Source organism: Corynebacterium sp. c25Ua_47 (genome assembly GCF_039907205.1).
Taxonomy (GTDB): domain Bacteria; phylum Actinomycetota; class Actinomycetes; order Mycobacteriales; family Mycobacteriaceae; genus Corynebacterium; species Corynebacterium hiratae.
The window spans coordinates 181678-205838 of sequence record NZ_JASBOH010000002.1 but is presented as its reverse complement, the minus strand read 5'-3'; the positions used below and the strand labels follow the sequence as shown (position 1 = coordinate 205838).

26 protein-coding genes and 1 tRNA gene are annotated in these 24161 nt (G+C 61.9%); 17 read left to right on the top strand and 10 right to left on the bottom strand.

Translation table 11 applies throughout. The features are described from left to right. Positions 1-511: 511 nt before the first annotated feature. Positions 512-584, top strand: a tRNA-Glu gene (locus QKE52_RS03200). 58 nt (positions 585-642) lie between these two features. Here the strand turns inward: QKE52_RS03200 and QKE52_RS03195 are convergent. Further along, entirely contained in the window at positions 643-1398 is a 756-nt protein-coding gene (locus QKE52_RS03195) for a hypothetical protein (RefSeq protein ID WP_070511677.1), read from the bottom strand. 132 nt (positions 1399-1530) lie between these two features. Beyond that, positions 1531-1821, bottom strand: a complete 291-nt coding sequence (locus tag QKE52_RS03190; RefSeq protein WP_070681158.1) for a hypothetical protein — start codon at positions 1819-1821, stop codon at positions 1531-1533. A gap of 172 nt (positions 1822-1993) precedes the next feature. On the opposite strand from QKE52_RS03190, the gene QKE52_RS03185 reads away from it, so the two are divergent. Next, positions 1994-2797 (top strand): hypothetical protein, encoded by an 804-nt coding sequence (locus QKE52_RS03185; RefSeq protein ID WP_046649066.1) that lies wholly within the window; start codon positions 1994-1996, stop codon positions 2795-2797. A gap of 40 nt (positions 2798-2837) precedes the next feature. On the opposite strand, the gene QKE52_RS03180 is transcribed toward QKE52_RS03185, so the two are convergent. Continuing rightward, a complete protein-coding gene (locus tag QKE52_RS03180) occupies positions 2838-3551 on the bottom strand; it encodes an IclR family transcriptional regulator (RefSeq protein ID WP_046649067.1) in 714 nt (237 codons plus the stop codon). A 48-nt stretch (positions 3552-3599) separates the two neighbouring features. Here QKE52_RS03180 and leuC point away from each other — a divergent pair, with 48 nt between their 5' ends. The 3 genes from leuC (at position 3600) to QKE52_RS03165 (ending at position 6608) form a co-directional block, all read left to right on the top strand. Then, positions 3600-5042, top strand: a complete 1443-nt coding sequence (gene leuC / locus QKE52_RS03175; protein WP_347948110.1) for a 3-isopropylmalate dehydratase large subunit — start codon at positions 3600-3602, stop codon at positions 5040-5042. Between the two features lie 16 nt (positions 5043-5058). Further along, on the top strand, positions 5059-5649 hold the full coding sequence (leuD, locus tag QKE52_RS03170; protein ID WP_046649069.1) for a 3-isopropylmalate dehydratase small subunit: 591 nt from the start codon (positions 5059-5061) through the stop codon (positions 5647-5649). A gap of 290 nt (positions 5650-5939) precedes the next feature. Then, positions 5940-6608, top strand: coding sequence for a hypothetical protein (locus QKE52_RS03165; protein ID WP_232761024.1), 669 nt, complete (start codon positions 5940-5942; stop codon positions 6606-6608). A gap of 49 nt (positions 6609-6657) precedes the next feature. On the opposite strand, the gene QKE52_RS03160 is transcribed toward QKE52_RS03165, so the two are convergent. After that, positions 6658-7656: a bifunctional NUDIX hydrolase/histidine phosphatase family protein gene (locus tag QKE52_RS03160; RefSeq protein WP_347948108.1), complete on the bottom strand. Its 999-nt coding sequence runs from the start codon at positions 7654-7656 to the stop codon at positions 6658-6660. Positions 7657-7805: 149 nt separating this feature from the next. On the opposite strand from QKE52_RS03160, the gene QKE52_RS03155 reads away from it, so the two are divergent. Then, positions 7806-8804, top strand: a complete 999-nt coding sequence (locus QKE52_RS03155; RefSeq protein WP_070516628.1) for an NAD(P)H-dependent glycerol-3-phosphate dehydrogenase — start codon at positions 7806-7808, stop codon at positions 8802-8804. A 21-nt stretch (positions 8805-8825) separates the two neighbouring features. Further along, positions 8826-9896 (top strand): D-alanine--D-alanine ligase family protein, encoded by a 1071-nt coding sequence (locus QKE52_RS03150; protein WP_347948107.1) that lies wholly within the window; start codon positions 8826-8828, stop codon positions 9894-9896. A 66-nt stretch (positions 9897-9962) separates the two neighbouring features. Here QKE52_RS03150 and QKE52_RS03145 read toward each other — a convergent pair whose 3' ends face one another. Next, positions 9963-10877 (bottom strand): DUF3515 domain-containing protein, encoded by a 915-nt coding sequence (locus QKE52_RS03145; protein WP_347948106.1) that lies wholly within the window; start codon positions 10875-10877, stop codon positions 9963-9965. 92 nt (positions 10878-10969) lie between these two features. Here QKE52_RS03145 and QKE52_RS03140 point away from each other — a divergent pair, with 92 nt between their 5' ends. Genes QKE52_RS03140 through QKE52_RS03105 form a run of 8 tightly spaced genes read left to right on the top strand, consistent with a single transcriptional unit; the run spans position 10970 to position 18919 of the window. Further along, positions 10970-11935, top strand: a complete 966-nt coding sequence (locus tag QKE52_RS03140; RefSeq protein ID WP_102233886.1) for a thiamine-phosphate kinase — start codon at positions 10970-10972, stop codon at positions 11933-11935. A gap of 35 nt (positions 11936-11970) precedes the next feature. Then, positions 11971-12579 (top strand): uracil-DNA glycosylase, encoded by a 609-nt coding sequence (locus QKE52_RS03135; RefSeq protein ID WP_187357530.1) that lies wholly within the window; start codon positions 11971-11973, stop codon positions 12577-12579. A gap of 10 nt (positions 12580-12589) precedes the next feature. Then, positions 12590-14029: a DAK2 domain-containing protein gene (locus tag QKE52_RS03130; RefSeq protein ID WP_046649075.1), complete on the top strand. Its 1440-nt coding sequence runs from the start codon at positions 12590-12592 to the stop codon at positions 14027-14029. Positions 14030-14032: 3 nt separating this feature from the next. Continuing rightward, a complete protein-coding gene (locus QKE52_RS03125; RefSeq protein ID WP_347948105.1) occupies positions 14033-16129 on the top strand; it encodes an ATP-dependent DNA helicase RecG in 2097 nt (698 codons plus the stop codon). 42 nt (positions 16130-16171) lie between these two features. Next, a complete protein-coding gene (gene rsmD, locus QKE52_RS03120; RefSeq protein WP_046649076.1) occupies positions 16172-16798 on the top strand; it encodes a 16S rRNA (guanine(966)-N(2))-methyltransferase RsmD in 627 nt (208 codons plus the stop codon). 2 nt (positions 16799-16800) lie between these two features. Beyond that, entirely contained in the window at positions 16801-17277 is a 477-nt protein-coding gene (coaD, locus tag QKE52_RS03115; RefSeq protein WP_046649077.1) for a pantetheine-phosphate adenylyltransferase, read from the top strand. A gap of 6 nt (positions 17278-17283) precedes the next feature. Continuing rightward, a complete protein-coding gene (locus tag QKE52_RS03110; RefSeq protein WP_046649078.1) occupies positions 17284-18039 on the top strand; it encodes a sulfite exporter TauE/SafE family protein in 756 nt (251 codons plus the stop codon). A gap of 25 nt (positions 18040-18064) precedes the next feature. Beyond that, on the top strand, positions 18065-18919 hold the full coding sequence (locus QKE52_RS03105; RefSeq protein ID WP_049156556.1) for a PPK2 family polyphosphate kinase: 855 nt from the start codon (positions 18065-18067) through the stop codon (positions 18917-18919). A 3-nt stretch (positions 18920-18922) separates the two neighbouring features. Here the strand turns inward: QKE52_RS03105 and QKE52_RS03100 are convergent, their stop codons facing one another. From QKE52_RS03100 to QKE52_RS03080, 5 genes are read right to left on the bottom strand one after another with little or no spacing between them, the layout of a single operon-like run. Next, on the bottom strand, positions 18923-19435 hold the full coding sequence (locus QKE52_RS03100) for a hypothetical protein (RefSeq protein ID WP_049156558.1): 513 nt from the start codon (positions 19433-19435) through the stop codon (positions 18923-18925). Between the two features lie 2 nt (positions 19436-19437). Then, positions 19438-19953 carry a hypothetical protein gene (locus QKE52_RS03095; protein WP_347948104.1) on the bottom strand — a complete coding sequence of 172 codons (516 nt, stop codon included), beginning with the start codon at positions 19951-19953 and terminating at the stop codon, positions 19438-19440. Then, positions 19950-20471, bottom strand: a complete 522-nt coding sequence (locus QKE52_RS03090; protein WP_347948102.1) for a YbjN domain-containing protein — start codon at positions 20469-20471, stop codon at positions 19950-19952. Before QKE52_RS03090 ends, QKE52_RS03095 begins: the two co-directional genes overlap by 4 nt. Continuing rightward, a complete protein-coding gene (locus tag QKE52_RS03085; RefSeq protein ID WP_046649083.1) occupies positions 20464-20979 on the bottom strand; it encodes a YbjN domain-containing protein in 516 nt (171 codons plus the stop codon). The genes QKE52_RS03090 and QKE52_RS03085 overlap by 8 nt, the downstream gene beginning before the upstream one ends. Before the next feature lie 28 nt (positions 20980-21007). Beyond that, positions 21008-22405 carry a TIGR01777 family oxidoreductase gene (locus QKE52_RS03080; RefSeq protein WP_347948101.1) on the bottom strand — a complete coding sequence of 466 codons (1398 nt, stop codon included), beginning with the start codon at positions 22403-22405 and terminating at the stop codon, positions 21008-21010. 161 nt (positions 22406-22566) lie between these two features. On the opposite strand from QKE52_RS03080, the gene pyrR reads away from it, so the two are divergent. Continuing rightward, positions 22567-23157, top strand: coding sequence for a bifunctional pyr operon transcriptional regulator/uracil phosphoribosyltransferase PyrR (pyrR, locus tag QKE52_RS03075; RefSeq protein WP_046649084.1), 591 nt, complete (start codon positions 22567-22569; stop codon positions 23155-23157). Continuing rightward, positions 23158-24129 (top strand): aspartate carbamoyltransferase catalytic subunit, encoded by a 972-nt coding sequence (locus QKE52_RS03070; protein ID WP_347948100.1) that lies wholly within the window; start codon positions 23158-23160, stop codon positions 24127-24129. It begins immediately after the preceding gene. The last annotated feature ends 32 nt before the right edge of the window (positions 24130-24161 follow it).

The following is a 24161-nucleotide window of genomic DNA, read 5'->3' as shown; positions in this document are numbered from 1 at the left end:
GAGGTAGTCGGGAAAGTCACAGGAGTACCAGGGGGTGAACCAGTGCTCAATTGGTCTAAGTCCTACCGGTATGCCTTTTCTGGTCATACACTGCAGGTACAACGCATTCCCGACAGAAAGGAGAGCGGATGGCGGAAGCTGAAAATCATCACTATCGCCGACGCGACTCTAGCAGATAGTACTAGGCGGCATCGCCATAATCCACAACTTCTTAAAGCCAACACTCGAGCGAAGTAGGAGCCTTGCACCACATGCTGTTAGCGCACGTGTCCTCCCGAACCTCTAGCGATGACTAACAAGTGCTCCGGCCCCAGCAGCCCACGGCACGCCAGCGGAATAACCACTGATTCGATCCGCGCCCAGGCCTTGAGAGCCAATGTTTCCATCGCAGCCGAAAGCGGCAACGAGGTTCGGGATTTTATCTGTGTAAAAGGTGCTTCTACGTGCCGATTTGTGCAACCTTTTGGGGATCCTATAGTGTTTAGCAAGTCCGCAACGGACAGCTAAGCGAGCCCCGTTCGTCTAGCGGCCTAGGACGCCGGCCTCTCACGCCGGTAACACGGGTTCAAATCCCGTACGGGGTACAACGAAAAGCGCTAAGCCATGCACGTGGCTTAGCGCTTTACTTCTTTAGCGTGGGTGCTACACGATCATGATTTCGGCGTTGTTACCGCCGGTACAACGGATGATCTCGCGCTCGTCGGTCTTACATGCGAGGTCGTAGGATTGGTGGGTAACCGGACTGGTGACCGAGATTTGTGGTGGGACGTATCCGCGTAGATCCTCCAAAGAGCTTATGGTGAGCCCCATAAGGTGGCCGGCAGTTGAGCGGGCAAAGTCGCAGCTGGTATTCGGCCCTGCGAGGATGTAGGTGACGTTGTAGCCATCACCTGTCTGGCATACCGTGGCAGGGGTGCCGAAGACATCGACCTTTGCGCCATTGATCTGCTTCTCTGGCAGCTGCTCGTGGATGTGGTTGATTGAACCAATGCGCGCGGATTCAATGGTTTTCCTGCTTCCAGGTGGCATGACGTACTGTCCGGGCTCTACTCCCTGAAGGTGGGGAGGCGTCGTTTGTGGTGCCTGCTGTTGTGCAGCTTGCTGCTGTGCGCCTTGCGGCTGGGCGCCTGCTTGTCCTTCTGGAGCGGAGCCACCGGGAACGGTGGGCTCGGGGCCTGCAGGCACCTCGGCGTGGGAGTCGTCTTTAAGCGGCTGGAAAGCCGGATAGGTGTTTTTGAATGATGGCTCTGTTGCCTCAGAGGTGGCCGGGGCCGTGTCTGGGGCGGCGGTCTCGGTGGTGGTGGAGGAGCAACCAGCCGCGAGTAGACCCGTGGCGGCTACGGCGGTCAATGCCGTGAGGAATCGGCGTGCGGAGGAAGGGGTCTGCGGGGAAGTCATGACCCCACACTAACGCCCGCCTAGCCATATGGTGGGGGAAAACGGGGAAAGCTGCCCAACCCTCAGTGCAGAACACCGAGTAGGCGGGCAGCAAAAGTCTGTGCTAGCGAGTCTGTGCTAGCACGAGGAGCCTTAGTGGCAGTCCCAGTGACCGTCGTGGGCTGCGTGGCGGTGGCCATCGTGCAAGTAGTCCACGTGATCGCCGTGCGGGATGGCGACGTGACCGCAGCCCTCGCCGTGCTCGTGATCGTGGTCCTCGTGAATGTGGTGCTCGGACGTCTCGCACTCGTCCCAGTGGCCCTCGTGCTCACGGTGGATGTGACCGTCGTGCAGGTAGTCAGTGTGATCGTCGTGCGGGAAGGCAACGTGGCCGCAGCCCTCGCCGTGGGTGTGCGTGTGCTCGTCGTGGATGGTGTGGGTCATGATTCCTCCTCAAAGAATCGGGGGTTTTCACTCCATTTTCAGTAGCTGATAGTTACAGTAAAGCGAATTTTCACTATGTTTTCAATAGTGGGGGTGGGTGAGGGTGCCCCACCCTGATGGCTGTGCACGAAGTGAAAGGTGATTCATATGTGAAAAGCGCTAGAGTAGGGAAATGATGAAAAAGTCTCTTCAGCACCGTTCTTCGCGCCTTCTGTCTGGCCTGGCTTCTGTCGTGGGCGCGTGCTCGCTGGCCATTGGGTTTGCTGCCCCCGCAATGGCTGGCGAGGGCGTGCCGGTTACCCAAGGCCAAAAGATTGTCGCCTCCGATGGTTCTCTGTGCAGCATCGGCTATGTTGAGGCCACTCGGGCATGGACCTCGGCGCACTGCGGTCTCAATGGCGAGCAGATGTATAACGACGCAGGCCAGCACGTAGGTACGCTGCGCTGGTTCAAGCCCTCGGGTGCGGCGGGGCATGACCTGGCTTATATCCAGTTTGCCGGTGGGACCTACTCTGCGGGAAACCCGCTCACCGGAGATGGAATGGCACCCGTGCCTAGTGAGGGATCAACGGTGTGCTTCGACGGGCAGGCTACCGAGCGCCAGTGTGGCACCGCGGTGCGTGGCCCGGGGCTCTTCCCAGGAATGAACTACGTTGTGGACGTGGCGTTGGCGCCAGGGGACAGCGGTGGAGCAGTCTCCGTGCCGGGGCAGCCGGGTGTGGTGGGCATCTACCAGGGGATCACTCAGGCTAGCCGCGATGGGCAAACCATAACCTTCTCTAACTATGCTCGCATGCCGCGAGCAGACGAGCTGGCGCACTTGCCGCACCAAGGCTGGGTGCCGCGTCGCCCCAACCGGGAGCCGGGAAACCCAGTGCGCATGGTGCAGGAGAGGGGAGAGGCGCTGTCTTCGACGAGCAGCACGGGTCCGGAAGGGTTGCGTGGCCTAGCCATGTACTTCGGGCTAAGTATTTAAACGGCTGGTATCTAGGCGGATGGGAATTCGTAGGCGAGCTTTAGCGTCCCGCTTTCCCCGGAGCGTCGTGGGATAGCGCGGCGGTGAGGCGGGAGGAGGCGTCGACAAGCACGTCAGCGAACTTCTCCGCTGGGGAGGGGCGGAATCGTTCGGCGGAGCCGGAGACGGAGAGCACGGCGATAAAGTTGCCGGCGGCGTCGAAGACGGGGGCGGAAACGGAAGCGAGATTCGATTCGCGCTCCTCGATGGATTCGGAGTAGCCGTTGGTGCGCGCGAGCTCGATGTCGTGCTCGCTAAAAAGGGCATCGGGAACGTGTACATCCGCAAAAGCTGCGAAGATGCGGGCGGCTGAGCCGGAAGTAAGGGGTAGTTGGCGGCCGACGGGTACGACGTTGTGCAGGCCAATCTCCGGCTCGCGTGTAGCAATGCACGTGCGGGTTGTTCCAGATAGCTCATAGAGCTGTACGGACTCACCGGTGGCCTCAAGGAGCTCTTCCATGATGGGCCCGGCGGTTTCAATGATGCGATCGCGGTTGCCGGGAAGGGCGGGGCCTGCACCCCACTTTCCGTCGGGTGTGCGGGTGAGGATCCGGTGTGCCTCGAGTGCTGTGGCGAGACGGTGTGCGGTTGCTCGGGGCAGGCCGGTGGTCTCACAAAGCTCGTTAAGCGTGGAGGGGCGGTTGGTCGCGGCCATCATGATGGCAACTGCGCGATCCAATACCTTTATTCCTGATACTGCGCTATACTCTCCCATATAATGAAATCTACGTCCCATTAATTGAGATTTCAAGTGGAGAGAAACATGACTGAGAAATTGACACTCGCAGAGAAGGTATGGCGCGACCATGTCGTGCGCAAGGGGGAGAACGGCGAGCCTGATCTCCTCTACATCGACTTCCAACTCTTGCATGAAGTTACCAGCCCGCAGGCCTTCGACGGTCTGCGCCTGGCTGGACGGACAATGCGGCACCCTGAGTTGCACTTAGCCACGGAGGACCACAACGTTCCCACCGTGGGTATAAAGACCGGAAATCTCCTGGAGATTAAGGACGAAGTTTCCCGTACACAGGTGTCTACCCTTCGCAAGAACTGCGAGGAGTTCGGCGTACGCCTGCATTCGATGGGTGATGCCCAGCAGGGCATTGTCCACACCGTTGGTCCGCAGTTGGGTATCACCCAGCCCGGCATGACCATTGTGTGTGGTGACTCGCACACCTCGACGCACGGCGCCTTCGGCTCCATTGCCATGGGCATCGGTACCTCCGAGGTTGAGCACGTCATGGCCACTCAGACGCTTTCGCTCAAGCCTTTCAAGACGATGGCTATCGAGGTTAGCGGTGAGCTGGCGGAAGGTGTTTCCGCCAAGGACTTGATCTTGGCTATCATCGCCAAGATTGGCACCGGCGGCGGCCAGGGCCACATTATCGAGTACCGCGGCGAGGCCATTCGCAAGATGTCGATGGAAGCGCGCATGACGATCTGCAACATGTCCATCGAGGCTGGTGCCCGCGCTGGCATGGTTGCTCCGGATGAGACCACCTTTGAGTACGTCAAGGGCCGCGAGTTTGCCCCGCAGGGCGAGGACTGGGATGCCGCGGTTGAATACTGGAAGACGCTGCCGACCGACGATGGCGCCGAATTCGACACCGTCGTCGAGATCGATGGCTCCGCCCTCACCCCGTTTGTCACCTGGGGCACCAACCCGGGCCAGGGTCTGCCACTGAGCGCTGTGGTGCCCGACCCGGAGGAGTGCGGGGACGATGGCGAGAAGGCCGCAGTCGAGAAGGCCCTGGCGTACATGGACCTCACGCCGGGCACGCCGTTGCGCGATATCCAGATCGACACTGTCTTCCTGGGATCGTGCACGAACGCTCGCATCGAGGACCTGCGCGCCGCCGCCGAGGTGGTCAAGGGGCGCAGTATCGCGGCTGATACCCGCATGATGGTGGTCCCGTCATCGGCCGTGGTCAAGGCGCAGGCTGAGGAGGAAGGCTTGGACAAGATCTTCACCGATTTCGGCGCTGAATGGCGTACCGCGGGTTGCTCGATGTGCCTGGGTATGAACCCGGACCAGCTGAAGCCGGGGGAGAGGTCGGCGTCGACAAGCAACCGCAACTTTGAGGGCCGCCAAGGCCCCGGTGGCCGTACACACTTGGTGTCCCCGGCCGTTGCCGCGGCGACAGCAGTCCTGGGCCACCTAGCCGCACCAGCAGATATCGACGATGCCGCCGTGGCCGGCGCTTAAGGAAAGGGAGAAGACAATGGAGAAGTTCGTAACTCATACTGGCGTCGGCGTTCCGCTGCGAGTTTCTAATGTGGATACCGACCAGATCATTCCTGCGCGCTATCTGAAGTCCGTCAAGCGCACTGGCTTTGCCGAAGGCCTGTTTTCTAACTGGCGCAGCGACGAGAACTTCATTCTCAACCAGGAACCGTTCAAGGAAGGCTCTGTGCTTTTCGCGGGTCCGGATTTTGGTACCGGTTCCTCTCGTGAGCACGCGGTGTGGGCGCTTGCTGAGTATGGATTCAAGGCGGTGTTTTCCTCCCGCTTCGCCGATATCTTCCGCGGCAACTCTGGCAAGGCCGGACTGCTGACGGGGCTCATGGAGCAAGAAGACATCGAGCTCATCTGGAAGCAGCTGGAGTCCGGTGAAACCGAAACCACCGTTGATTTGGAAGCGCGCACGGTTACCGTTGGCGGCAACAGCTATACCTTTGAGATCGATGACTACACCCGTTGGCGCCTCATGGAGGGACTCGACGACATTGGGCTGACCCTGCGCAATGAGGACGATATCGAGGCTTTCGAATCCGCACGCCCGGCATTCAAGCCCCGCGTCGTGGCGTCTTAGCGTGAGCAATGGGGGTGTGGGAGTGTTCCCCGCCTCCTGTGGCGCCGGACACATATCGGCGTTAACATCCTCGGCATGAGCAATCCTTATCAAAGCTTTAGCGGGGACAGTGGCAATCAGTTCGGCGGTGCAGGTGGGTATGGCGATTATGACTATCACCAGTCTGGGAGTTACGGCTACCAGCAACCCAACGGCTACGGCTACCAGCAGCCGGGAAGCTTTGGGTACCACCAGCCCGGCGCCGCGCCTGGCAATCCACCAGGCGGGGCCCCGCGCAGCCCATCGACGCCATGGATATTGTGGGCCAAACCTTCAAGGGCTACCTGAAGCAGCCTGTGCCAGGGATGCTGGCCATGCTGGTGCATCTCATTATCTCTTTTGCTCTTCTTCTTGTGCCGGGAACCGTTTTAGGCGGCATCTCCGCAGCGATGGAAGAAAGCGGCAGGGACATTGAACCCCTGGTTCCTACCGTGGGGATACCTCTTATGGTGGTCATGGCGCTAGCCGCCTACGCTTATCTCTGCTGGATGATGGCGAACCTCTTCAATGGTTCCCGCAAGATCGCTGATGGGGAGAAGGTCACCTTCCGCGACTACTTTAGGTTTGCGCAGCTGAGTGGTTGCGCCGGTGTCTATGCTTGCTTCTTTATTTTGGTAACGCTCGGATCTATTGCGGGTGGCTTCCCCGGACTGATTCTCTATGCGCTCCTGTGGCCAGCGCCCGTGATCAAGGCGGATGACCCCGATAAGCCTCTCATGGACTGCTTCCGAGAGGCCCTCGACCTAATCATGGAGAATCTAGGGCAGTCGCTGCTCTTTATTCTGGTCTGTTCCCTCATCACGAGCTTTGTCGTATTTATCCCCATCGTCGGCTTCCTTGCCGCCTATCCGATCTGGGCGCTCGGGATGGTCCTTTTCACCCGCGCTATACAGCGCCGCCCTGCAGCACGGTTTGAATAAGGCAGCAGGGCGGCGTAGAAACTCCTGAGGGACGTGGGCGATGCCCTGCTCAGCGCACGGGAAGCGGGCTAGCTAGATAATCTGCGCCCGTAAGCTCACCGTCGTTGAAGGAAAGAACCCACACCGAAGCTTTCTTGAACTTGAGTTCTTCGATCGGCTCTTGAATGAACTTCGGTGCATAGGACTCGATGATGCCGGGGATTGTCAGCCCTTGGCTGACGATAACCGGAACGCCGCCGCCGTCGACCACGCGCTGAAAGGCGGCGCAGGCGGTCTCAGGTGATTCAGCAAAGACATCATCGCCGAATGCTTTGTTAACGGCGATGTCCATGCCGAGTTCATCCGCCAGCGGGGCGGCGGTGTGCTGGCAGCGCTGCGGAGGGGCGCTATAAATGGCGGTCGGATGGAAAGGCGTGAGCATCGGCACGAGCATCTCCGCCTGGCGGCGCCCCTTCTTATCCAATGGGCGCAGATCATCATCGCCCTCCCAGGTGCGGCGCTGGTGCGCGCGTGCGTGGCGCACGTAGAGAACGCGGGTCGTCGGCGCGAGACGCAGGCGCTTCTTGGCCTTGGCCAAGACCTGTGCATCAACGTCATAGGAGAGCAATGCGCAGGCATCATCGATCTTCATCCAGCGCAGTTCGTCGGTTTCCTGATTCGGGGTGTATTCGCCATCGAGCACCCGCGCCAGCCAGTAGTAGACCACCTTGGTGCGGCCCTGTACTGGGTAAGCTACCTTGCCGATGAGCTTGCCCAAGCGCACGGTATAACCGGTTTCCTCGAGGATCTCGCGCGCGGCGGTAACAGGAAGGGATTCGCCCGGATCCACCTTGCCCTTGGGCAGTGACCAATCGTCATAGTGCGGGCGATGAATGAGGGCGACTTCCGGATCGTGCGGGTCACCGCGCCAGAGAACCGCACCGGCGGCCAGGGTCGTGCGCTTAAACTCATCGGCCGGATCGACGGGCACTTCTTGGTGTCGGCCAGAAATAAAGACCTCGGATTTGATGTCTTTGTCCGTCTCATGCATGTTCTTTGCCTTGGGCATGCTGCTCCTTTTGCGCCAGTAGCTTCTAACCTTTTCCATTTTCCTCCACTCACTGCCGCGATGCAGCCTTACGCGCCGAGCGTGCTTTAATGCCGAGCGTGCTTTAATGGGGAAAGCCGATATACCGGGAATCTACAGTGAGGTGGCACATAGTGAACGTAGCAGTATTGGGTGCGGGCTCGTGGGGAACTACGCTGGCAAAGGTTTTTGCCGATGCCGGCAATGACGTCCGCTTGTGGGCGCGCCGTGAAGAGCTAGCCCAGGCCATCAATGCACGCCACGAGAACCCGGATTATCTCCCAGATCTTCCGTTGCCCGCCTCCATCCGCGCTACCACCGATCCAGCTGATGCGCTGGAGGGTGCGGACATCGTCATTTTCGGCGTCCCCTCGCAGACCTTGCGGTCCAACCTGGAAAAATGGGCGCCGTTGCTGCCGGAGGATGCAACTTTAGTATCGATTTCCAAGGGCGTGGAGAAGTCGACGCTCAGTCTGATGAGCGAGGTGATTGCCGATGCCGCCGGTGTTTCCCCCGACCGCATTGCGGTGCTCTCCGGGCCCAACTTGGCCAAGGAGGTGGCCCAGGAGCAGCCGGCAGCTACGGTTATTGCGTGCCGCGACGCCGACCGTGCCAAGGCTGTCCAGCATGCCGCCGCAGCACCCTATTTCCGGCCCTATACCAACACCGATGTTATCGGCGCGGAAATTGGCGGTGCCTGCAAGAACGTGATTGCACTTGCCTGCGGCATGGCTGCGGGTAAGGGGCTGGGAAACAACACCATGGCCAGCATCATTACTCGAGGTCTCGCGGAGATTACTCGTCTCGGCGTGAAGCTGGGAGCGGATCCGTTCACCTTCTCTGGTCTGGCTGGTATGGGTGACCTCGTGGCAACCTGTAGCTCGACGTTGTCCCGCAACCGCACCTTTGGCTACCGCCTCGGCCAGGGCGGCACCCTGGAGGAAGCCACAGCCGCCACCAATGGCCAGGTAGCGGAAGGCGTTATCTCCTCCGATTCCATTTTTAGACTGGCGCAGCGCGCGGGCGTAGAGATGCCTATTACCCAAGCGGTCTACGGTGTGTGCCACCGCGGCGTGACTGTCGACGACATGATCGTGGCTCTGATGGGTCGCACCAAGAAAGCTGAGTAAAGCCGAGTAAAGTTGCTCGGTATGACTGAAGCGAAACCTGTGCGCGTTGCCGTAGTGTACGGCGGGCGCAGCTCCGAGCATTCAGTGTCGTGCATATCCGCCGGCGCAATCATGGAGCACCTTGACCCGGACAAGTATGAGGTTGTGCCGATCGGCATCACGCGAGAGGGCACCTGGACTCAGGGCAGTCGGGAGGGCCTCGGCATCGTCGATGGGCGCCTGCCCGAGGTAGAGCTGCACGATGAGCTGGCGCTTTCCCTCAACCCCGCCACGCGCGGACGCATCCACAACGTCACTCGCCATGAGCACTACACCGAAGTGGATGTCATTGTGCCGGTTCTCCATGGCCCCTACGGTGAAGACGGGACGGTCCAGGGGCTTTTCGAGCTCTCCGGCATCCCTTACGTGGGCGCGGGCGTGCTGGCCTCGGCCGTGGGCATGGACAAGGAGTTCACCAAGAAGCTGCTGGTTGCGGAAGGTCTGCCTGTGGCGCCCCAAGAGGTGCTCACTGGGGAAGCCACGCTGAGCGACGCCCAAAAGGAGCGCCTCGGCCTTCCTGTCTTTGTGAAACCGGCGCGCGGTGGTTCCTCCATCGGTGTGTCCAAGGTTTCGGCGTGGGAGGATTTCGCGGACGCGCTGGCCCTAGCCTACGAGTCCGACGAGAAGGTCCTCGTCGAGCCGGAAATTCGCGGTGCAGAGGTGGAAGTGGGCGTCCTCGAGCACCCAGACGGTAGCCTCCAGGCTTCCGTTCCCGCCAAACTTTTGGGCACTACGGAGTCCGAAGAAGGCTTTTATGACTTCGATGCCAAGTACATCGACGAGGGCGTTTCGGCGGAAATCCCTGCGCCGTTGAGCGAAGAACTGTCCGCTGAGCTCCGCCAGCGCGCTATTGAGGCTTTCCGTGCTCTGGGCGCTGCCGGCCTGTCCCGCGTGGATTTCTTCGTCAGCGAGGATTCCTACTGCATCAACGAGGTGAACACCTTCCCTGGCTTCACACCCATCTCGATGTACCCCCAGGTATTCGCCGCCGTGGGTGTGGGCTATGCCGAGCTGCTGGATACCCTCATCCAAACCGCGCTCGCGCGTTCCTAGTCCTTAGCCCGCCTAGTCCCTCAGCTGAGTGCGAAGGGCAGGCGGTAGAGGAGCAGGCCGCGGTTCCTACTGGGAAGGGGTAGCGGCCACGAGGGCGTCGCTCAGCCGCACCAGCGCGGAATTGGCTGCCTCCTGCGGAGCAGACAGCGCGAGATCCTCCGCCCGGCCGAGCGCGAACCACGTGCTGGCCGTGGTACCCTCTGCCAGGGTGGTGTCCTCGAACCAGGGCACGTCATTGACCTGCTGCAGCTGGACACCTGCGCGGTAGTTCTCCGGTGCAGCCACACCACAGCGCACGACGATCTCTTCCTGGCCCGGCGCGCTGTAGACCCAGGTGTTCTTGTCACCGACATCCTCGCGGCGCGAGTAGCCCTCCGCGAGGGTCTCCGGCAGGGCCTCTTCCAGCCGGCTGCACATGGAATCCGGGCCCGCCTTCAGCTGCGATAGCGGGGCGGCATTGGGCTGTTGCGGTTTCTGTTCCAAGTGGCCGAGAGCATCACCGAGACCCTCCGGGGCGTCGTCGCGCGTGTTGTCGGAGGTGGTGGTGACCGCGACGGCGGGAACGCGCTCGGTGCTGTACCATGTCGTGAGATTCGAGCCTGGGGTGGCGTCGACGACCTGCAGCCAGGATTCGCCGTCGGCCTCGACGGTCTGGGAATACTCAGTAAATTGCTGCGGCAAGTCAACACCGCAGCGCAGCGTTATCTTGTCCTCCGAGCTCTTCGCCCACGCCGCAGCACCCGCGGGAGCTGGCTCGACAAGATCGACGCGTGGGTACCCCAGTAGTTTGTCCGGCAGCGCATCGACCACGGCGGCACACTCGGGGGAAGCCGCCGCCTCAGATGGGGTGGGAGGCAGCGCCACCGGTTGCTGGGCAGCGGTGGTGAAGACGTATTTCGCCCCAAAAATCACCGCGAAGACCATCGCGATGGCGATCCCGAGTGAGACGTAGATTGCGGTGCGGTTAAATTGGGTATCCATAGGGGCTTATCCTATCGCTGATAGTCCAGGAAGAACGAACGTGGACGGTGCGCACGCGTACAGTGCGTGGCCCGCGCAACACAAAGGAGTCCGTGACGGTGGGTTTATCGCATACCCTCGACCAAGCCGGTGAGCGGCAAGTCATCCATGAGATTGTCACCGCTGCCCCGAGCGCGCTCAACGGTGACGATGCCGCGGTGCTGTACCCGGCAGCGCCCAATTCCCGCACGGTGGCAGCGACAGACATGATGGTGGAAGGCAGGCATTTCCGCCGGGATTGGTCGACTGCCGCAGAAATCGGGCAGAAGGCCATCGTGCGTAATTTCGCCGATATCGAGGCGATGGGTGCCCGGCCCACCGCAGCACTGCTGGCTATTGCCGCCCCAGGGGAAACCCCGGTGGATTTCGTGCGGGGGATTGCGCAGGGCATCGCTGAGCGCTGCGCGGTCTATAACGCAGAGCTGGTCGGCGGCGACCTTACCCGCAGCGACAGCTTGGTCATCAATGTCACGGCGATGGGTTCCTTGGGAGGAAGTGGGGCGCCGCTGACCCTGGATGGAGCACGCGCGGGCCAAAAGCTGGTGGCGCACGGCAAGATTGGGTACTCCGGAGCGGGCCTTGCTCTGCTTCAGCGCTTTGGCCGCGCGCTGCCCCCGGAACTAGAGGAGCTGTGGCCGCTGATCGACGCCCACTGTGCACCCACCCTGAGCCCTGGGCGTGGGGTTATCGCTCGGGCAACGGGTTCGACCGCGATGACAGATAATTCGGATGGCTTAGTGCGTGATGTGGGGCATTTGGCACAACGCTCCGGGGTGCGTATCGACCTCGACCGCGCAGCCATTGCCCCGGATCCGCTCCTAGCTGCTGCCGGCGCGGTGCTTGATATCGATCCGTGGGAATGGGTCCTAACGGGAGGGGAGGATCACACGCTGTTGGCCACCACGTACAAGGCCGCTCCCTCTGGGTTCCGGGAAGTAGGCCGGGTGATGCGCGGTACCGGTGTCACCATCAGCGGAGAGGAGCCTCGCTATCGGGAGGGCTGGGAGGGATTTGCGTGAGCCACATCGATACCTCTCGTATTCACTATTCGTGGATGCCCCACATCCGGCAGGCGCTGGAGGAGAATCTGCCGCGCCTTGAGCAGCAGATCGGCCAAGACTTCCTGCCCCCGGCCGAGGACGTCTTCGCTGCCTTGTCGATGCCGCTCGACGACGTACGTGTCCTCATCGTGGGCCAAGATCCCTATCCCACCCCGGGCCATGCCATGGGCTTGTCCTTTTCTACGCGCCCCGGGGTGCCGGCTCCCCGCTCGTTGCAGAATATCTACGCCGAGCTTCACGATGACCTCGGGATCGACGGTCGCGCGGATGGGGACCTGCGGGCGTGGTTCGACCAGGGCGTGCTGCTGCTGAACAGGGTGCTTACCGTGGCCCCGGGCCAGGCCGGCTCGCACCGGCGGATGGGCTGGGAAGCGATTACGGAGGCCGCCATCAGAGCGTTGGCGGGGCGCGATATCGTGGCCATTTTGTGGGGGCGCGATGCCCAAACCTGCCAGGCCTTCCTGCCGGGTACGGAGTGCATCACCTCCCCGCACCCTTCACCCCTGTCAGCACGACGCGGCTTCTTCGGATCGCGTCCATTTTCCCGGGCGAATGCGGCCTTAGAGGCCCGTGGCGTCTCGCCAGTGGACTGGCGCTTGTAGACTAGCCAACATGTCTTATCCCGCCGAGTTGGATGCCCGTGGCCTGCACGAGTGGGCCGCGCGAACCGTTAAGGAGCTACAGCGCCGCCGCGCCGAGATTAACGCCCTCAACGTGTTCCCGGTGCCCGATTCTGACACGGGATCCAACATGGCGCACACCATGGAATCTGCCCTGGCGGAGGCCGATAAAGGCGAGATGGACGTGGCTGAAGCCCTGGCCATCGGTTCGGTACGCGGAGCGCGCGGCAACTCCGGGATGGTGCTGTCCCAGGTATTGCGCGGGGTGGCTGACGCCACAACGGATTCGCGGGTGGATGGTTCGGTCTTGGCGGATGCCCTCTCGCTGGCCGTCACGCTGGTCGACCGTGCTCTGGCCTCCCCAGTGGAAGGCACCATCATCACCGTGCTGCGTGCCTCGGCCGCCGCTGCTAGTAAGGCCGCCGAGGAGTCCGGCGCGCAACTGCACGGTATTGTGGTCGCGGCGGTCGACGCCGCCCGGCAAGCCTTAGCGGAGACTCCTTCCCAGCTGCCGGCGCTGCGCGAGGCCGGTGTCGTAGACGCCGGCGGAGCAGGCTTCGTCATCTTGTTGGAATGCTTGCTGGCCCAGCTCACCGGTGAAGACACCGTCCCCGAACCTGTGGCTATAGAGACTGTAGGGGCAGAGCCCACGCAGAGCGAATCGCTGCCGTCTCACGGAGAGAACTGTGCCGCGCCACAGCCTGGGGCCGGCCCGGAGATTGAAGTCATCTTCTTCTTCGAGGGAGACCTCGCCCAGATCGAGGAGGCCCTCAACCCGTTGGGCAATAGCCTCGTCATCGCGCGAGCCACGGAGGATTCTGCGAGCGTGCACATCCATAGCTCCCAAGCCGGTGCGGTCATCGAACAAGCCTATGGCCTCGGAAAAGTCAGTAACCTGCGCCTCGAGGTGCTTCCCTCCGCCGGAGATACAGCGGCCGGCGAAATGCAGGCCATCGATCGTGCCGGGCGGCGAATCTTCGCCGCAGTGCCCGAAGGAGCCGCCCGCGAGCTTTTTGAAAAGGCCGGGGCGGATACCGTCAAGCCCGGCGACGGCCCTCGCGCCGCGAAGGCGGGTGATCTCTTCTTGCCCAACGGCTACGGCGGTGCGCCCGGCACAGCCACGCTTATCCCGACTGATTCCCTCGTCTCCGGGCTCGCCGCGCTGTCGGTCTACTCACCGGGTTCCACCCACACCGCCGAGGCAGTGGCCACCATGGCGGATGCCGCACGCTCGATGCGGGTGGTGCATCCGGATACAGAATCCATCGACGGGATTGTGGCGTCGTGCTGCAGCCAATTGGCCTACGGCGGGGAGCAGATCACCGTGCTCACCGGACTAGAGATCGATGAGGACGAGCTGGCGCAGCTCTTGGGCGTCGACGTGGTGGTGCTGCGGGTTCCCGGGCTGCGTACCGAGATCGGGGTGGAGTAAGCCATGCTGGGGTGGCAGGATGACCGTGCGCTGACGGAGATTCTGGCAAAGAAGGATGCCTCAGCAATCAAGCGCGCCTTCGGGTACACCACGTGCGGGGAGCTGCTCAGCCACTATCCACGCGACTACATCCGCCACAACAAGGACGTCGGCCTCGGCGGTGCCGAGGACGGTGACCACGTCACCATCACCGGTGTCATTGAGGATGTCCGCGTCAAGCACACCTCCAAAGCCATGGTCTTTATCCTCTACATGGATAGTGGAGTCCAAGCCTCATTCTTTAACGCGCATTACGTGCAGCGCGTGCTGGGGCGCGGCATGCGCGTCATGCTGTCTGGCAAGCTGAAGTACTTTCGGGGATACCCCAGCCTGCAGCACCCTGACTTCCTCATCCTCGACCCCGGCCGTTATCAGGAATCCTTGCTGGATAGCACGACTGGGCAGGGGACAGGCTCGCTGAAGAAGCTCTCCCAATTCGGGTCGCTGGAGACCTTCCTGCAGCGCGAGTGGATTCCCGTGTACCCAGCCAGCGGGAAGGTGACGTCGTGGTACATCATGGGTGCTATCCACAAGGTGCTGGAAAATACGCCTTCGATTCCGGAGCCACTGGACTACCGCATGATGGTGACGCTGGACCAAGCCGTCCGCGAGATCCACGAACCGGGTGAGCACGGGCCCGAACGCGCCATCCAACGTTTGAAATACAATGAGGCGCTGTCGATTGGGCTGGTTATGGCCCTGCGCCAGCGCGATGTCAAGGCGCGTACGGCAACCCCGATGCCAGCGATTTTGGAGGGCTACCGCGACGAACTGCTCAGCGAGCTGCCCTTTGAACTGACTGCGGGCCAGCGCCGCGTCATCGCGGAGATCGACGCGGACCTGTGTGGCACCGCGCCCATGATGCGTCTTCTGCAGGGCGAGGTGGGCTCGGGCAAGACCCTGGTGGCCACGTGCGCCATGCTGCAGGCGGTCGACGCTGGCAAGCAGGCCGCGCTGCTCGCGCCGACGGAGGTGCTGGCGGCGCAGCATGGGGCGTCGATTAGCGCCAGCGTTCCCGAAGGAGTCACCGTCACCGTGTTGACCGGCTCGATGAAGACAGCGGAGAAGCGGCAGGCGTTGCTGGAGATTGTCTCCGGCGAGGCCGATATCGTCATCGGAACGCATGCCATCATCCAAGACACGGTGGAGTTCTTTGACTTGGGCCTCGTCATCGTGGATGAGCAGCACCGTTTCGGCGTGGAGCAGCGCGATAGCCTGCGCACCAAAACCCGGGAGGGCACGAGCCCCCACCTTCTGGTCATGACGGCGACACCGATCCCGCGCACGATTGCCATGACCGTCTTCGGTGACTTGGCCGTGTCCACTCTCAAGGAGCTGCCTGGCGGGCGAAAGCCTATCTTGTCCGCGGTGGTGCCCGAATGGAAACCGGAATGGGTACGCCGCGCCATCGAGAGAATCCGCGAAGAGGTAGAAAAGGGCCACCAGGCCTATATCGTCTGCCCGCGGATTGAAGGCGAGGGCGGCGTGGAAACGATGTCCGTACAGCTGCGCAACCTGCCGCTGCGGGGTCTGCGGGTGGAGATGCTGCATGGCAAAATGCCCGATAAGGATGAGGTCATGGAGCGCTTCGCCCGTGGGGAAATCGACGTCCTCGTGGCGACGACCGTCATCGAGGTTGGCGTCGACGTGCCCAACGCTACCGTGATGCTCATCCGCGAATCGGAGAACTTTGGCGTGTCGCAGTTGCACCAGTTGCGTGGGCGCGTGGGGCGCGGTGGTAACGACTCCGTGTGCTTGCTGCACACCACCGCCGAGCCCGACAGCAAGTCCTACCGGCGCATCCAGGCCATCGCGGATACGCCGTCCGGTTTTGATTTGGCGGAGCTGGATCTTCGGCAGCGCCACGAAGGGGACATCTTAGGAACGCTGCAATCTGGCACCAAGCGTACTCTGAAGCTGCTGGATCTCAGCCATGATCGGGACATTGTTGAGCGCACGCATGCTGATGCTGCCGCATTGGTGGAGCGTAATCCCGAGCTAGCGGTGGAGTTGACACACAACTTGAGTGCGGATGAGCAGGAGTTTTTGGAGAAGAACTAGGTCAGTCACCGCGCGCCGCTGTGGGGAGATAGGGTAGAGGCCATGACCAGAATCATCGCTGGGGAGGCCCGGGGGCGCACCATCAAGGTGCCGGAAGCCGGGACTAGACCTACCTCTGACCGTGCCCGCGAGGGCCTTTTCTCATCGTTGAACGTGCGTTGGGGTTTCATCGACTCCCGCGTGCTGGACCTTTTTGCTGGGTCCGGTGCCTTAGGTCTGGAGGCAGCCAGCCGCGGCGCTGAGGAAGTGGTCTTGGTGGAAAACAATCCCGCGGCGGTGAAGATCATCCGCCACAACATAGGGGTGGTGAAGCACCCGCGCGTCGAGGTACGCGAGATGAAGGCCTCGTCCTATCTAGCGACCGCCCCGCGCGGGTATTTCGATATGGTGCTCGCGGATCCTCCCTATGAGTTCGATGATGTGGATGGGCTGTTGGCCGCGATCGAACCGGTGTTGGATGATGCCGCAATCGTCGTCATCGAACGCCATGTGGATTCCCCGCAGACGCAGTGGCCGGAAGGCTTTGAGCCCACCGGCCAGAAGCTCAAGAAGCGGACCTTTGGCATTGCGCGTTTTGATATGGCGATTTATCACCGCGCTGAGGACAGCGACTACAGCGACAACGCGGGTAGCGAAGATACCGCCATGACCGAAATCAAGGAGGATTAGCCATGCCCACCCACGCCGTCTGCCCGGGATCTTTCGACCCCATCACGCTGGGCCATGTTGACGTGTTCAACCGCGCCAGCGAATTGTTTGACAAGGTCACGGTGCTGGTGACGGGAAACCCCGATAAGCCGTCCGGACTGTTTAGCGTGGAGGAGCGCGTGGATCTCATCCGCCGTACCGTCGCGCCAGAGATCCAGGTGGACTGGTGGGGCGGCCTGCTCGTGGATTACACCAGTGCCCATGGCATAGACACCATTGTCAAAGGCCTGCGCTCCTCCTTGGACTACGAGTATGAGCTGCCGATGGCACAGATGAACCGGCGCCTTTCCGGGATCGATACTGTCTTCTTGCTCACTGATGAAAAGTACGGCTATATCTCCTCCTCCCTGTGCAAGCAGGTGGCACAGTACGGCGGCGATGTCACGGGTATGTTCCCAGAGCACGTTGCGGCCGCCGTAATGGAACGCTACCGAGGCTAAGGAGACATGTCTGTACTGGCAATACCTTTCGTCGTCCTCGTTACCGTCATAGTCGGCTCCTGCCTGCAGCGAGTCTCCGGCATGGGGTTGGGCCTCATTGGCGGGCCCATCTTGACGCTCTTCCTCGGCCCCGTGGAAGGCATCATGGTCATCAACGTTTTGGCCTGCATTAACGCCATCCTCACGACCTATTCGATGCGCGAGAATGTGGCTTGGAATAAGTGGCTGCGCATCGGCCCCTTCATGGTCCTCGGCTCAATCCCGGCGGCGCTGCTGATCGCGCGCATCGATACCTCGGCGTTGTTGGTGCTCGTGGGCGCCGCCTTGTTGATCGCGCTGGGCGTAGTGGTGTTTGGCCGCAAGTTCGTCCCCGAGATGCGGGGGACGGGGCCCGCGATCTCCGCGGGTATCTTGGGCGGTTTTACCAATACCCTGGCCGGCGTTGCCGGCCCCGTCATCACCGTGTACGCCCAGGCTGCGCGGTGGCCTAAGTCAATCCTCGCCGCGACCCTGCAACCCTGCTTTGTCATCGGCGGATTGTCCTCTGTTCTGACGAAGTACTTCCTGGGCTCCGGAGGTTTCGAGGGCCTGCATTGGCTGGTGTGGCCTTGCGGAATAGTCGGCATGTGCGTTGGTATCCTCCTGGGCAAGAAGATCGCCGGGCACGTCTCGCGGGAGAAGGCCCACACGCTGTCGCTGGCGCTGGCTAGCCTGGGAGCGCTGAGTGCTCTGCTGCGCGGTCTTTCCACGCTGGGCGCTTAAAACACTGCCTGGGTAAGGTGGACCCATGGCGAAGTTCAAGATTGAAGACGCGCTCTCCCTGCGCGCAGGCAAGAATTTTCAGATCGACTCGGTCGATGCCTCCGCAACCCCCGGCTTCGACGGTGACAAGGACGAGCTCGATGCCCGTTTCACCAAGTACGATGACGAGCTCTATGAACTGCAGGAGCGGCTCTTTGCCAACGGTCGCAGCTATGGTGAGGACGCCCCAGCGGTGCTCATTGTGTTGCAGGGAATGGATACCTCGGGCAAGGGCGGTGCTATTCGCCACGTGCTCAGCACCTTCGACCCGCAGGGAACCACCACGGTTGGTTTCGGAAAGCCCACCGAGGAAGAGCTGGAACATGACTTCTTGTGGCGCATCCGCAAGCACGACCCGCAGCCGGGCCAGATTGTGGCCTTTGACCGCTCCCACTACGAAGACGTTCTCATTCAGCGCGTGCACGAGTGGGTCGACGAAGAAGAAGTGGACCGCCGCATCGAGGCTATCCGGGATTATGAGCTCGACCTGACAGCGAAGGGCGTCAAGGTCATCAAGATCTTCCTACACCTGTCCAAGGAAGCCCAGAAGGAGAATCTGCTGGAGCGCACGGAGCGGGAAGACAAGTTCTGGAAATACGATCCCGCCGATGTGGAGGAGCGCGCCTATTGGGATAAGTACATGGCGGCCTACCAGGACGCCATCCAGCGCACGGATGAAAACTATGCGCCCTGGTATGTCATTCCTACCGATAACAAGAAATACGCCCGCATGGCGCTGAAGTTCCTCATCGTGGATCTCCTGCGCCATCTTGACCTCGAGTGGCCGGCGCCCGACTTCGACCCGGAGGTGGAGCGCCAGCGCATCGAGGACGCCGACTAAGAACTAGTCGCTCTGTGCCTCATCGACGTCGCTGGCGAGCTCACGGGCGGCGGCGTTGAAACTATCGAGGACGGACAACAGCGCTTCCTGAGCATTGATAATTCCCAGGTTGAGGGCGTGGAAGAGCTGGTCTTCGTTCAGGCCCGCCGTGGTGACGAAGCAGGCATCACCACGCAGCTCCACCTCATCCTCAACGAGACCAACGATCGCGCGCCCATCGAAGGCACTGGAATTGAACTCGTTGCACAAGACGTGGAAGATCGGGAGCATGTCCGCGTCGAGCTGCGTCGGCAGCACGCATTCCATGCGCACGAGGCCATCGTCGACGGTGATAACCCAATCAAGGTCATTGAGGCGGGCAACCGCCGCAGTGGGGTCCTCCGGGTGCGCGGTGGCCGCCATATCTAGTTCCGTACCGTTGAGCACGCTCAGCACGCTGTCCCGGCTGACGGCGGGCAGCGGAGACCCAGACAGGATGTCGAAAGGATCGGTGCCTTCGCTAGCGTTGTGGCTCATTCCTACTCCTCCTCGTTCCAGGTGACCGCTTGGGGAAAACGCTGCGCCACGACGTCGAAAATCTCCGCGAAGCTGGCGAGCGAGCTCAGCAGGAAATGCCCCAGCTGGGCCAAGGACAAACCTTCGCCCACGGCCATGGCGCGGTTGGCGCCTAGGTGGATCTCCGCGTTGCCCTTCGCGTCCTCTTCGACGAGGAAGTTCAAGGTGGGCGCCACGCTGGCCCAGTTCAGCTCCGCCACGGCAGCAGCAACGTCGTGTTCGAGGTGCGCGGGAAGCGTGCCTTCCCAGGAGGCGAAGGCGCTCAATACGTCGCCTTCCGCGTCGAGGTCACAGTGCACCGCGATATGCGGCACACCGGTCTGCAGGACGCGGCGCGCGGGGGCGTTGTCGTCGCCGGCACCAGGAGCGTCGCCTTCCTCGGGGGCAGCTTCGATGAGCGCGTAGTCGGCATCGATAAGCTCGCACAACTGCGCCAGCCGGTCAATGGTGACCGGCTCAACCACGTGGAGATCGGTCACTGCTGCTCACCCTGCGCGCCCTCAGCTCCCTCGCCCGCCTGTGCAGCAGATTCGGAACCGAGCTTGGCCATTTCCTCGGCGGCGGCGACCATGGCGTTCTGGGCGTTGATGACACCATCCACGGAGGCGCGCAGCGCGGCCGCGAGTTGTTCGTCGGTCATGCCGGCCGCGCACGGAATATCGGCCTCGGTGCGCACGAGCAACATGCCGTCGAAGTCAGCAATGACGGCGCGGGCCCCCATAGCCACGGAATTGATCTGGTTAGCCGCGAGGAAAAGGCCGGCGTCGGCCTTGGCGTAGTTGACGTCCGTTGGCACATCGCAGCGCACGATGGCAACGCTTTCCAGCACAGCGAACATGCACGGCAGGCCGTTGAGGTTGGCGGTGGCGGCGTCGTCGCGGCCGGTGACCGGCTCGAGTTCGATGTCGAAGGTCTTCATTGCCTCAATGATGCGGTCGAGGTTGACCTCCGGCAGTGCGTGCGGATCCTCGGCGGGGGTAGTCGCAGGATTAGTCATGGTTGTGCTCCTTCCAGGTGACGAGCTGCGGGTACTGCTGTTCAATCCACTCGAAGGACTGCAACACGGCATCCAGGGTGGACATGACGAACGCGCCTAACTGGTTGCGGGAAGCGCCGTGGGTCAGGTCGAGATCGCGCGCACCGGAGACTGCCAAGGCGTTGTCCGGAGCCTCAAAGAAGCGGAACGTCGGCGTGAAGTGATCCTGGTTCCAGGCGTTGATGTGCATGAGGAGCGCCGGGCCCTCGGAGGCGGGCACAGAACCGCGCCACACGGAATCAACGATGAGGGAGGAGCCAACCAGCTGGAAGGCAATGGCGGCGTTCGAGAAGCCGGTGCGCAAAAGGTTGACCGTCTGGCCGTCCTGCGTCTTTTGCTCTTCGATGCGGTATTCCAAGCCTTCTGACTTAAAGATCTCCGCAATGCGCTCGAGTGTGACCTCCTCAATCGGAGTATCGGGCTGCAGCTGGCGCTGCTGCGCTTCGTCGTGATTAGTGGTGTCAGTCAATTCTTCTACTCACTTCGCTACATTCTTCTTAATCTTTTCCGGCCCCGACACTACCGGAGCCGTCTTCCTCGGGTGCGGAGGTGGGGGCCTCGTAGAGCTTTTCCCCGCCGAGCTCGTGGGCAAGCGCTGGAGCGATCTCGGGATAGCGGAAAGTATGGCCGAGCGCTTCCGCGCGCGTGGGCAGAACCTTTTGGTTAGCCAGTGCAAGCTCACGCGCACCTTCCTTGCCCAGCAGCAGCGCCGGACCGACGCTGGGAATCGGAATGATGGTGGGGCGGTGGAGCAAGGAACCAAGGGCATCAACATAATCGCGGTTGAGCACCGGAGTGGGGGAGACCGCGTTGATGACGCCGTGCCAGGCCGGGTCGAGCGCGGCGCGGACAAACATGTCAGAAAGATCATCTTGTGCAATCCAGCTATTCCACATGGTGCCTTTGCCGAAAGCGCCGCCAAGACCAGTGGAAAACAGCCCGCGTAGCAGCGGCAGGATCCCTGCATTGGCTGATTGCACAATACCGGTACGCAGGTTAACCACGCGCTTTCCAGCCTCCCGCGCCGGCTCACACGCCGCCTCCCAGTCGGCGACGACGTCAGCGAGAAAACCCTCGCCGCGCTCCGATTCCTCTGTCAGTGCCGTTTCACCCCTGTCCGCGCCGTAAATACCAATGGCGGAGGCACACACCAGGGCAGTCAGGGACGGGGTCTCAGCAGCCACCTGGGCCAGTAGGCGGGTAGGTTCAACGCGGGAATCCCGAATGGCCTCTTTGTGTGCGGAATTAAAACGCCCAAAGATAGGTTCGCCGGCTAAGTGGATGAGAACGTCAACGCCCTCCAGCAGATCCTTCGCCGGCAGCTGGGGGCGCCAGAGGCGCTCGCCAGGCCCGGGGTTGGAGCGCACCAAAGGGATGACGGTGTGGCCCAGGGTGCCCAATTGCGCAGCCACCGCCGCGCCCACCGTCCCGTGCGTTCCGGTTATCGCTACCGTGCGGGGCTCGGCGTTGAGCGCGCCGAGCCTGTGGGCAAAGCGAAAGTCTTCGATGAGCTGCTGCTGGCGGTAGGCGTAGATCGATTCCAGGGCTCCGGCGGGGATGCGGGTCTCCACCTTGTCCGTGATGAGCGTTCCCTCCGGGTGATCCTCAAAGAAGTGCTCGTGGCGCCAATTCGCCAGGGATCGGAAGGGGGCGTTGATACAGACATCCGCGAAGGAGCGCCGCGGTTGGTAGCGGCTCAGGTCATGGCGGGCAACCCATTTCAGGCCGCCGGGAAAGCCCAATATTGAGGTTCCATCGGCCAAGGACTCGGCTTGTTGGAGCGGGGTCATAAAACCGAAAGGTGGGGTGAGGCGAGCAAACGCCCCCTGGCGGGTATGCCACTGCCATACGTCTTCGCGCGGGGCGGGGACAACGTGCTGGGTAGTGAAACTCACTGTCTATAGACCTGCCTCAGGAGATTCGGGGGTGCGAGGGCGTACCAAGCACGCGTGAAGAGTGCTATGGTTAGTGCTGGCTTTCAAGCATAGACAAGTCCACTGAACCATTGTCCGACATCCTTTAAAGACCGCACCGTGAGGCGGGGAAGGAGGTCACGATGAGTGAATCCGGCACCCACGCGGAGTCCAACGAGCTGCTGAGCTCCTCAGACGTCGCGCGTACTGTCGCACGCATCGCGCACCAGATCATTGAAAAGACGGCGCTAGATTCGAGTGATTCTTCTCGAGTCCTGCTCTTAGGCATTCCCTCTGGTGGCGTGCCTTTGGCGCAGCGCCTTGCCGAAAAGATTGAGGAATTCTCTGGGGTGGAGATTCCCTGGGGCTCCCTCGACATCACTTTGTACCGAGACGATTTATATGCCCGCCCGCACCGTGCCTTGCAGCCCACGACGGTGCCTGACGGCGGGATCGATGGCGCCACCGTCATTCTTGTCGACGACGTCCTTTACTCCGGCCGCACCATCCGTGCCGCCCTCGATGCCCTCGCGGACATCGGCCGCCCCGACATCATCCAGCTCGCCGTCCTCGTGGACCGCGGACACCGCCAGGTACCCATCCGCGCCGACTACGTGGGCAAAAACATCCCCACCGCGCGGGATGAGGATGTCACCGTGTACAACGCCGACATTGATGGGCGCGATGCCGTCGTTCTCACCCGCTTCACTGCACAGCCCGGCAAGGAGGCATAAATGAAGCACCTCATTAACATCGCCGACCACAGCGCCGAGGAGATTCTCGGTCTGATGGATGAGGCCGACCGCTTCCGGGAAGCCCTGGAAGGCCGCGAGGTCAAGAAGTTGCCCACGCTGCGCGGGCGTACTGTCTTTACCCTGTTCTATGAAAATTCCACCCGCACTCGTTCCTCTTTCGAGACGGCGGGCAAGTGGATGTCGGCGGATGTCGTTAACCTCTCCGCTTCGACGTCCTCGGTCAAGAAGGGCGAGTCCCTCAAGGACACCGGGTTGACCTTGGCGTCCATCGGGGCGGACGCCATCATCATGCGCCATCCTTCCTCCGGCGCGGCACAGCAGCTAGCCAGCTGGGTAGCGCCCGGCGGCCAGGGCCCGAGCGTGATTAACGCCGGCGATGGCTCCCACCAGCACCCCACGCAGGCGCTTCTCGACGCCGTCACGATGCGCCAGCGCCTGCACCTGGGCGCGGATCGCTCGGCAGCCGGCACCGGTTTTGAGGGTCTTAACGTGGCTATCGTCGGTGACTGCCTGCATTCCCGCGTGGTGCGCTCCAACGTGGACCTGCTCTCCACGCTCGGTGCTGAAGTCACGCTCGTCGCCCCGCCGACGCTGCTGCCCTTCGGCGTCGACACCTGGCCGGTGCGCGTCTCCCACGATTTCGATGCAGAGGTTGCCAAGGCAGACGTCGTCATGATGCTGCGCGTGCAAGCAGAGCGCATGAACGGCGGTTTCTTCCCCTCGCACCGCGAGTACGCCACTCTCTACGGGCTGTCCAAGGACCGCGCAGCAGCCATGAAGAAGGACGCCATCATCATGCACCCAGGCCCCATGGTCCGCGGCATGGAGATCAACTACGCCGTGGCTGACTATGACAACACCGCGGTCCTCCAGCAGGTTAACAACGGTGTCCACGTGCGCATGGCGGCCTTGTTTACGCTGCTCACTAACGGCGAGAACGCCGGTATCTAAATCGAGATGTCCCACTTAGCAACGAGGAGAGC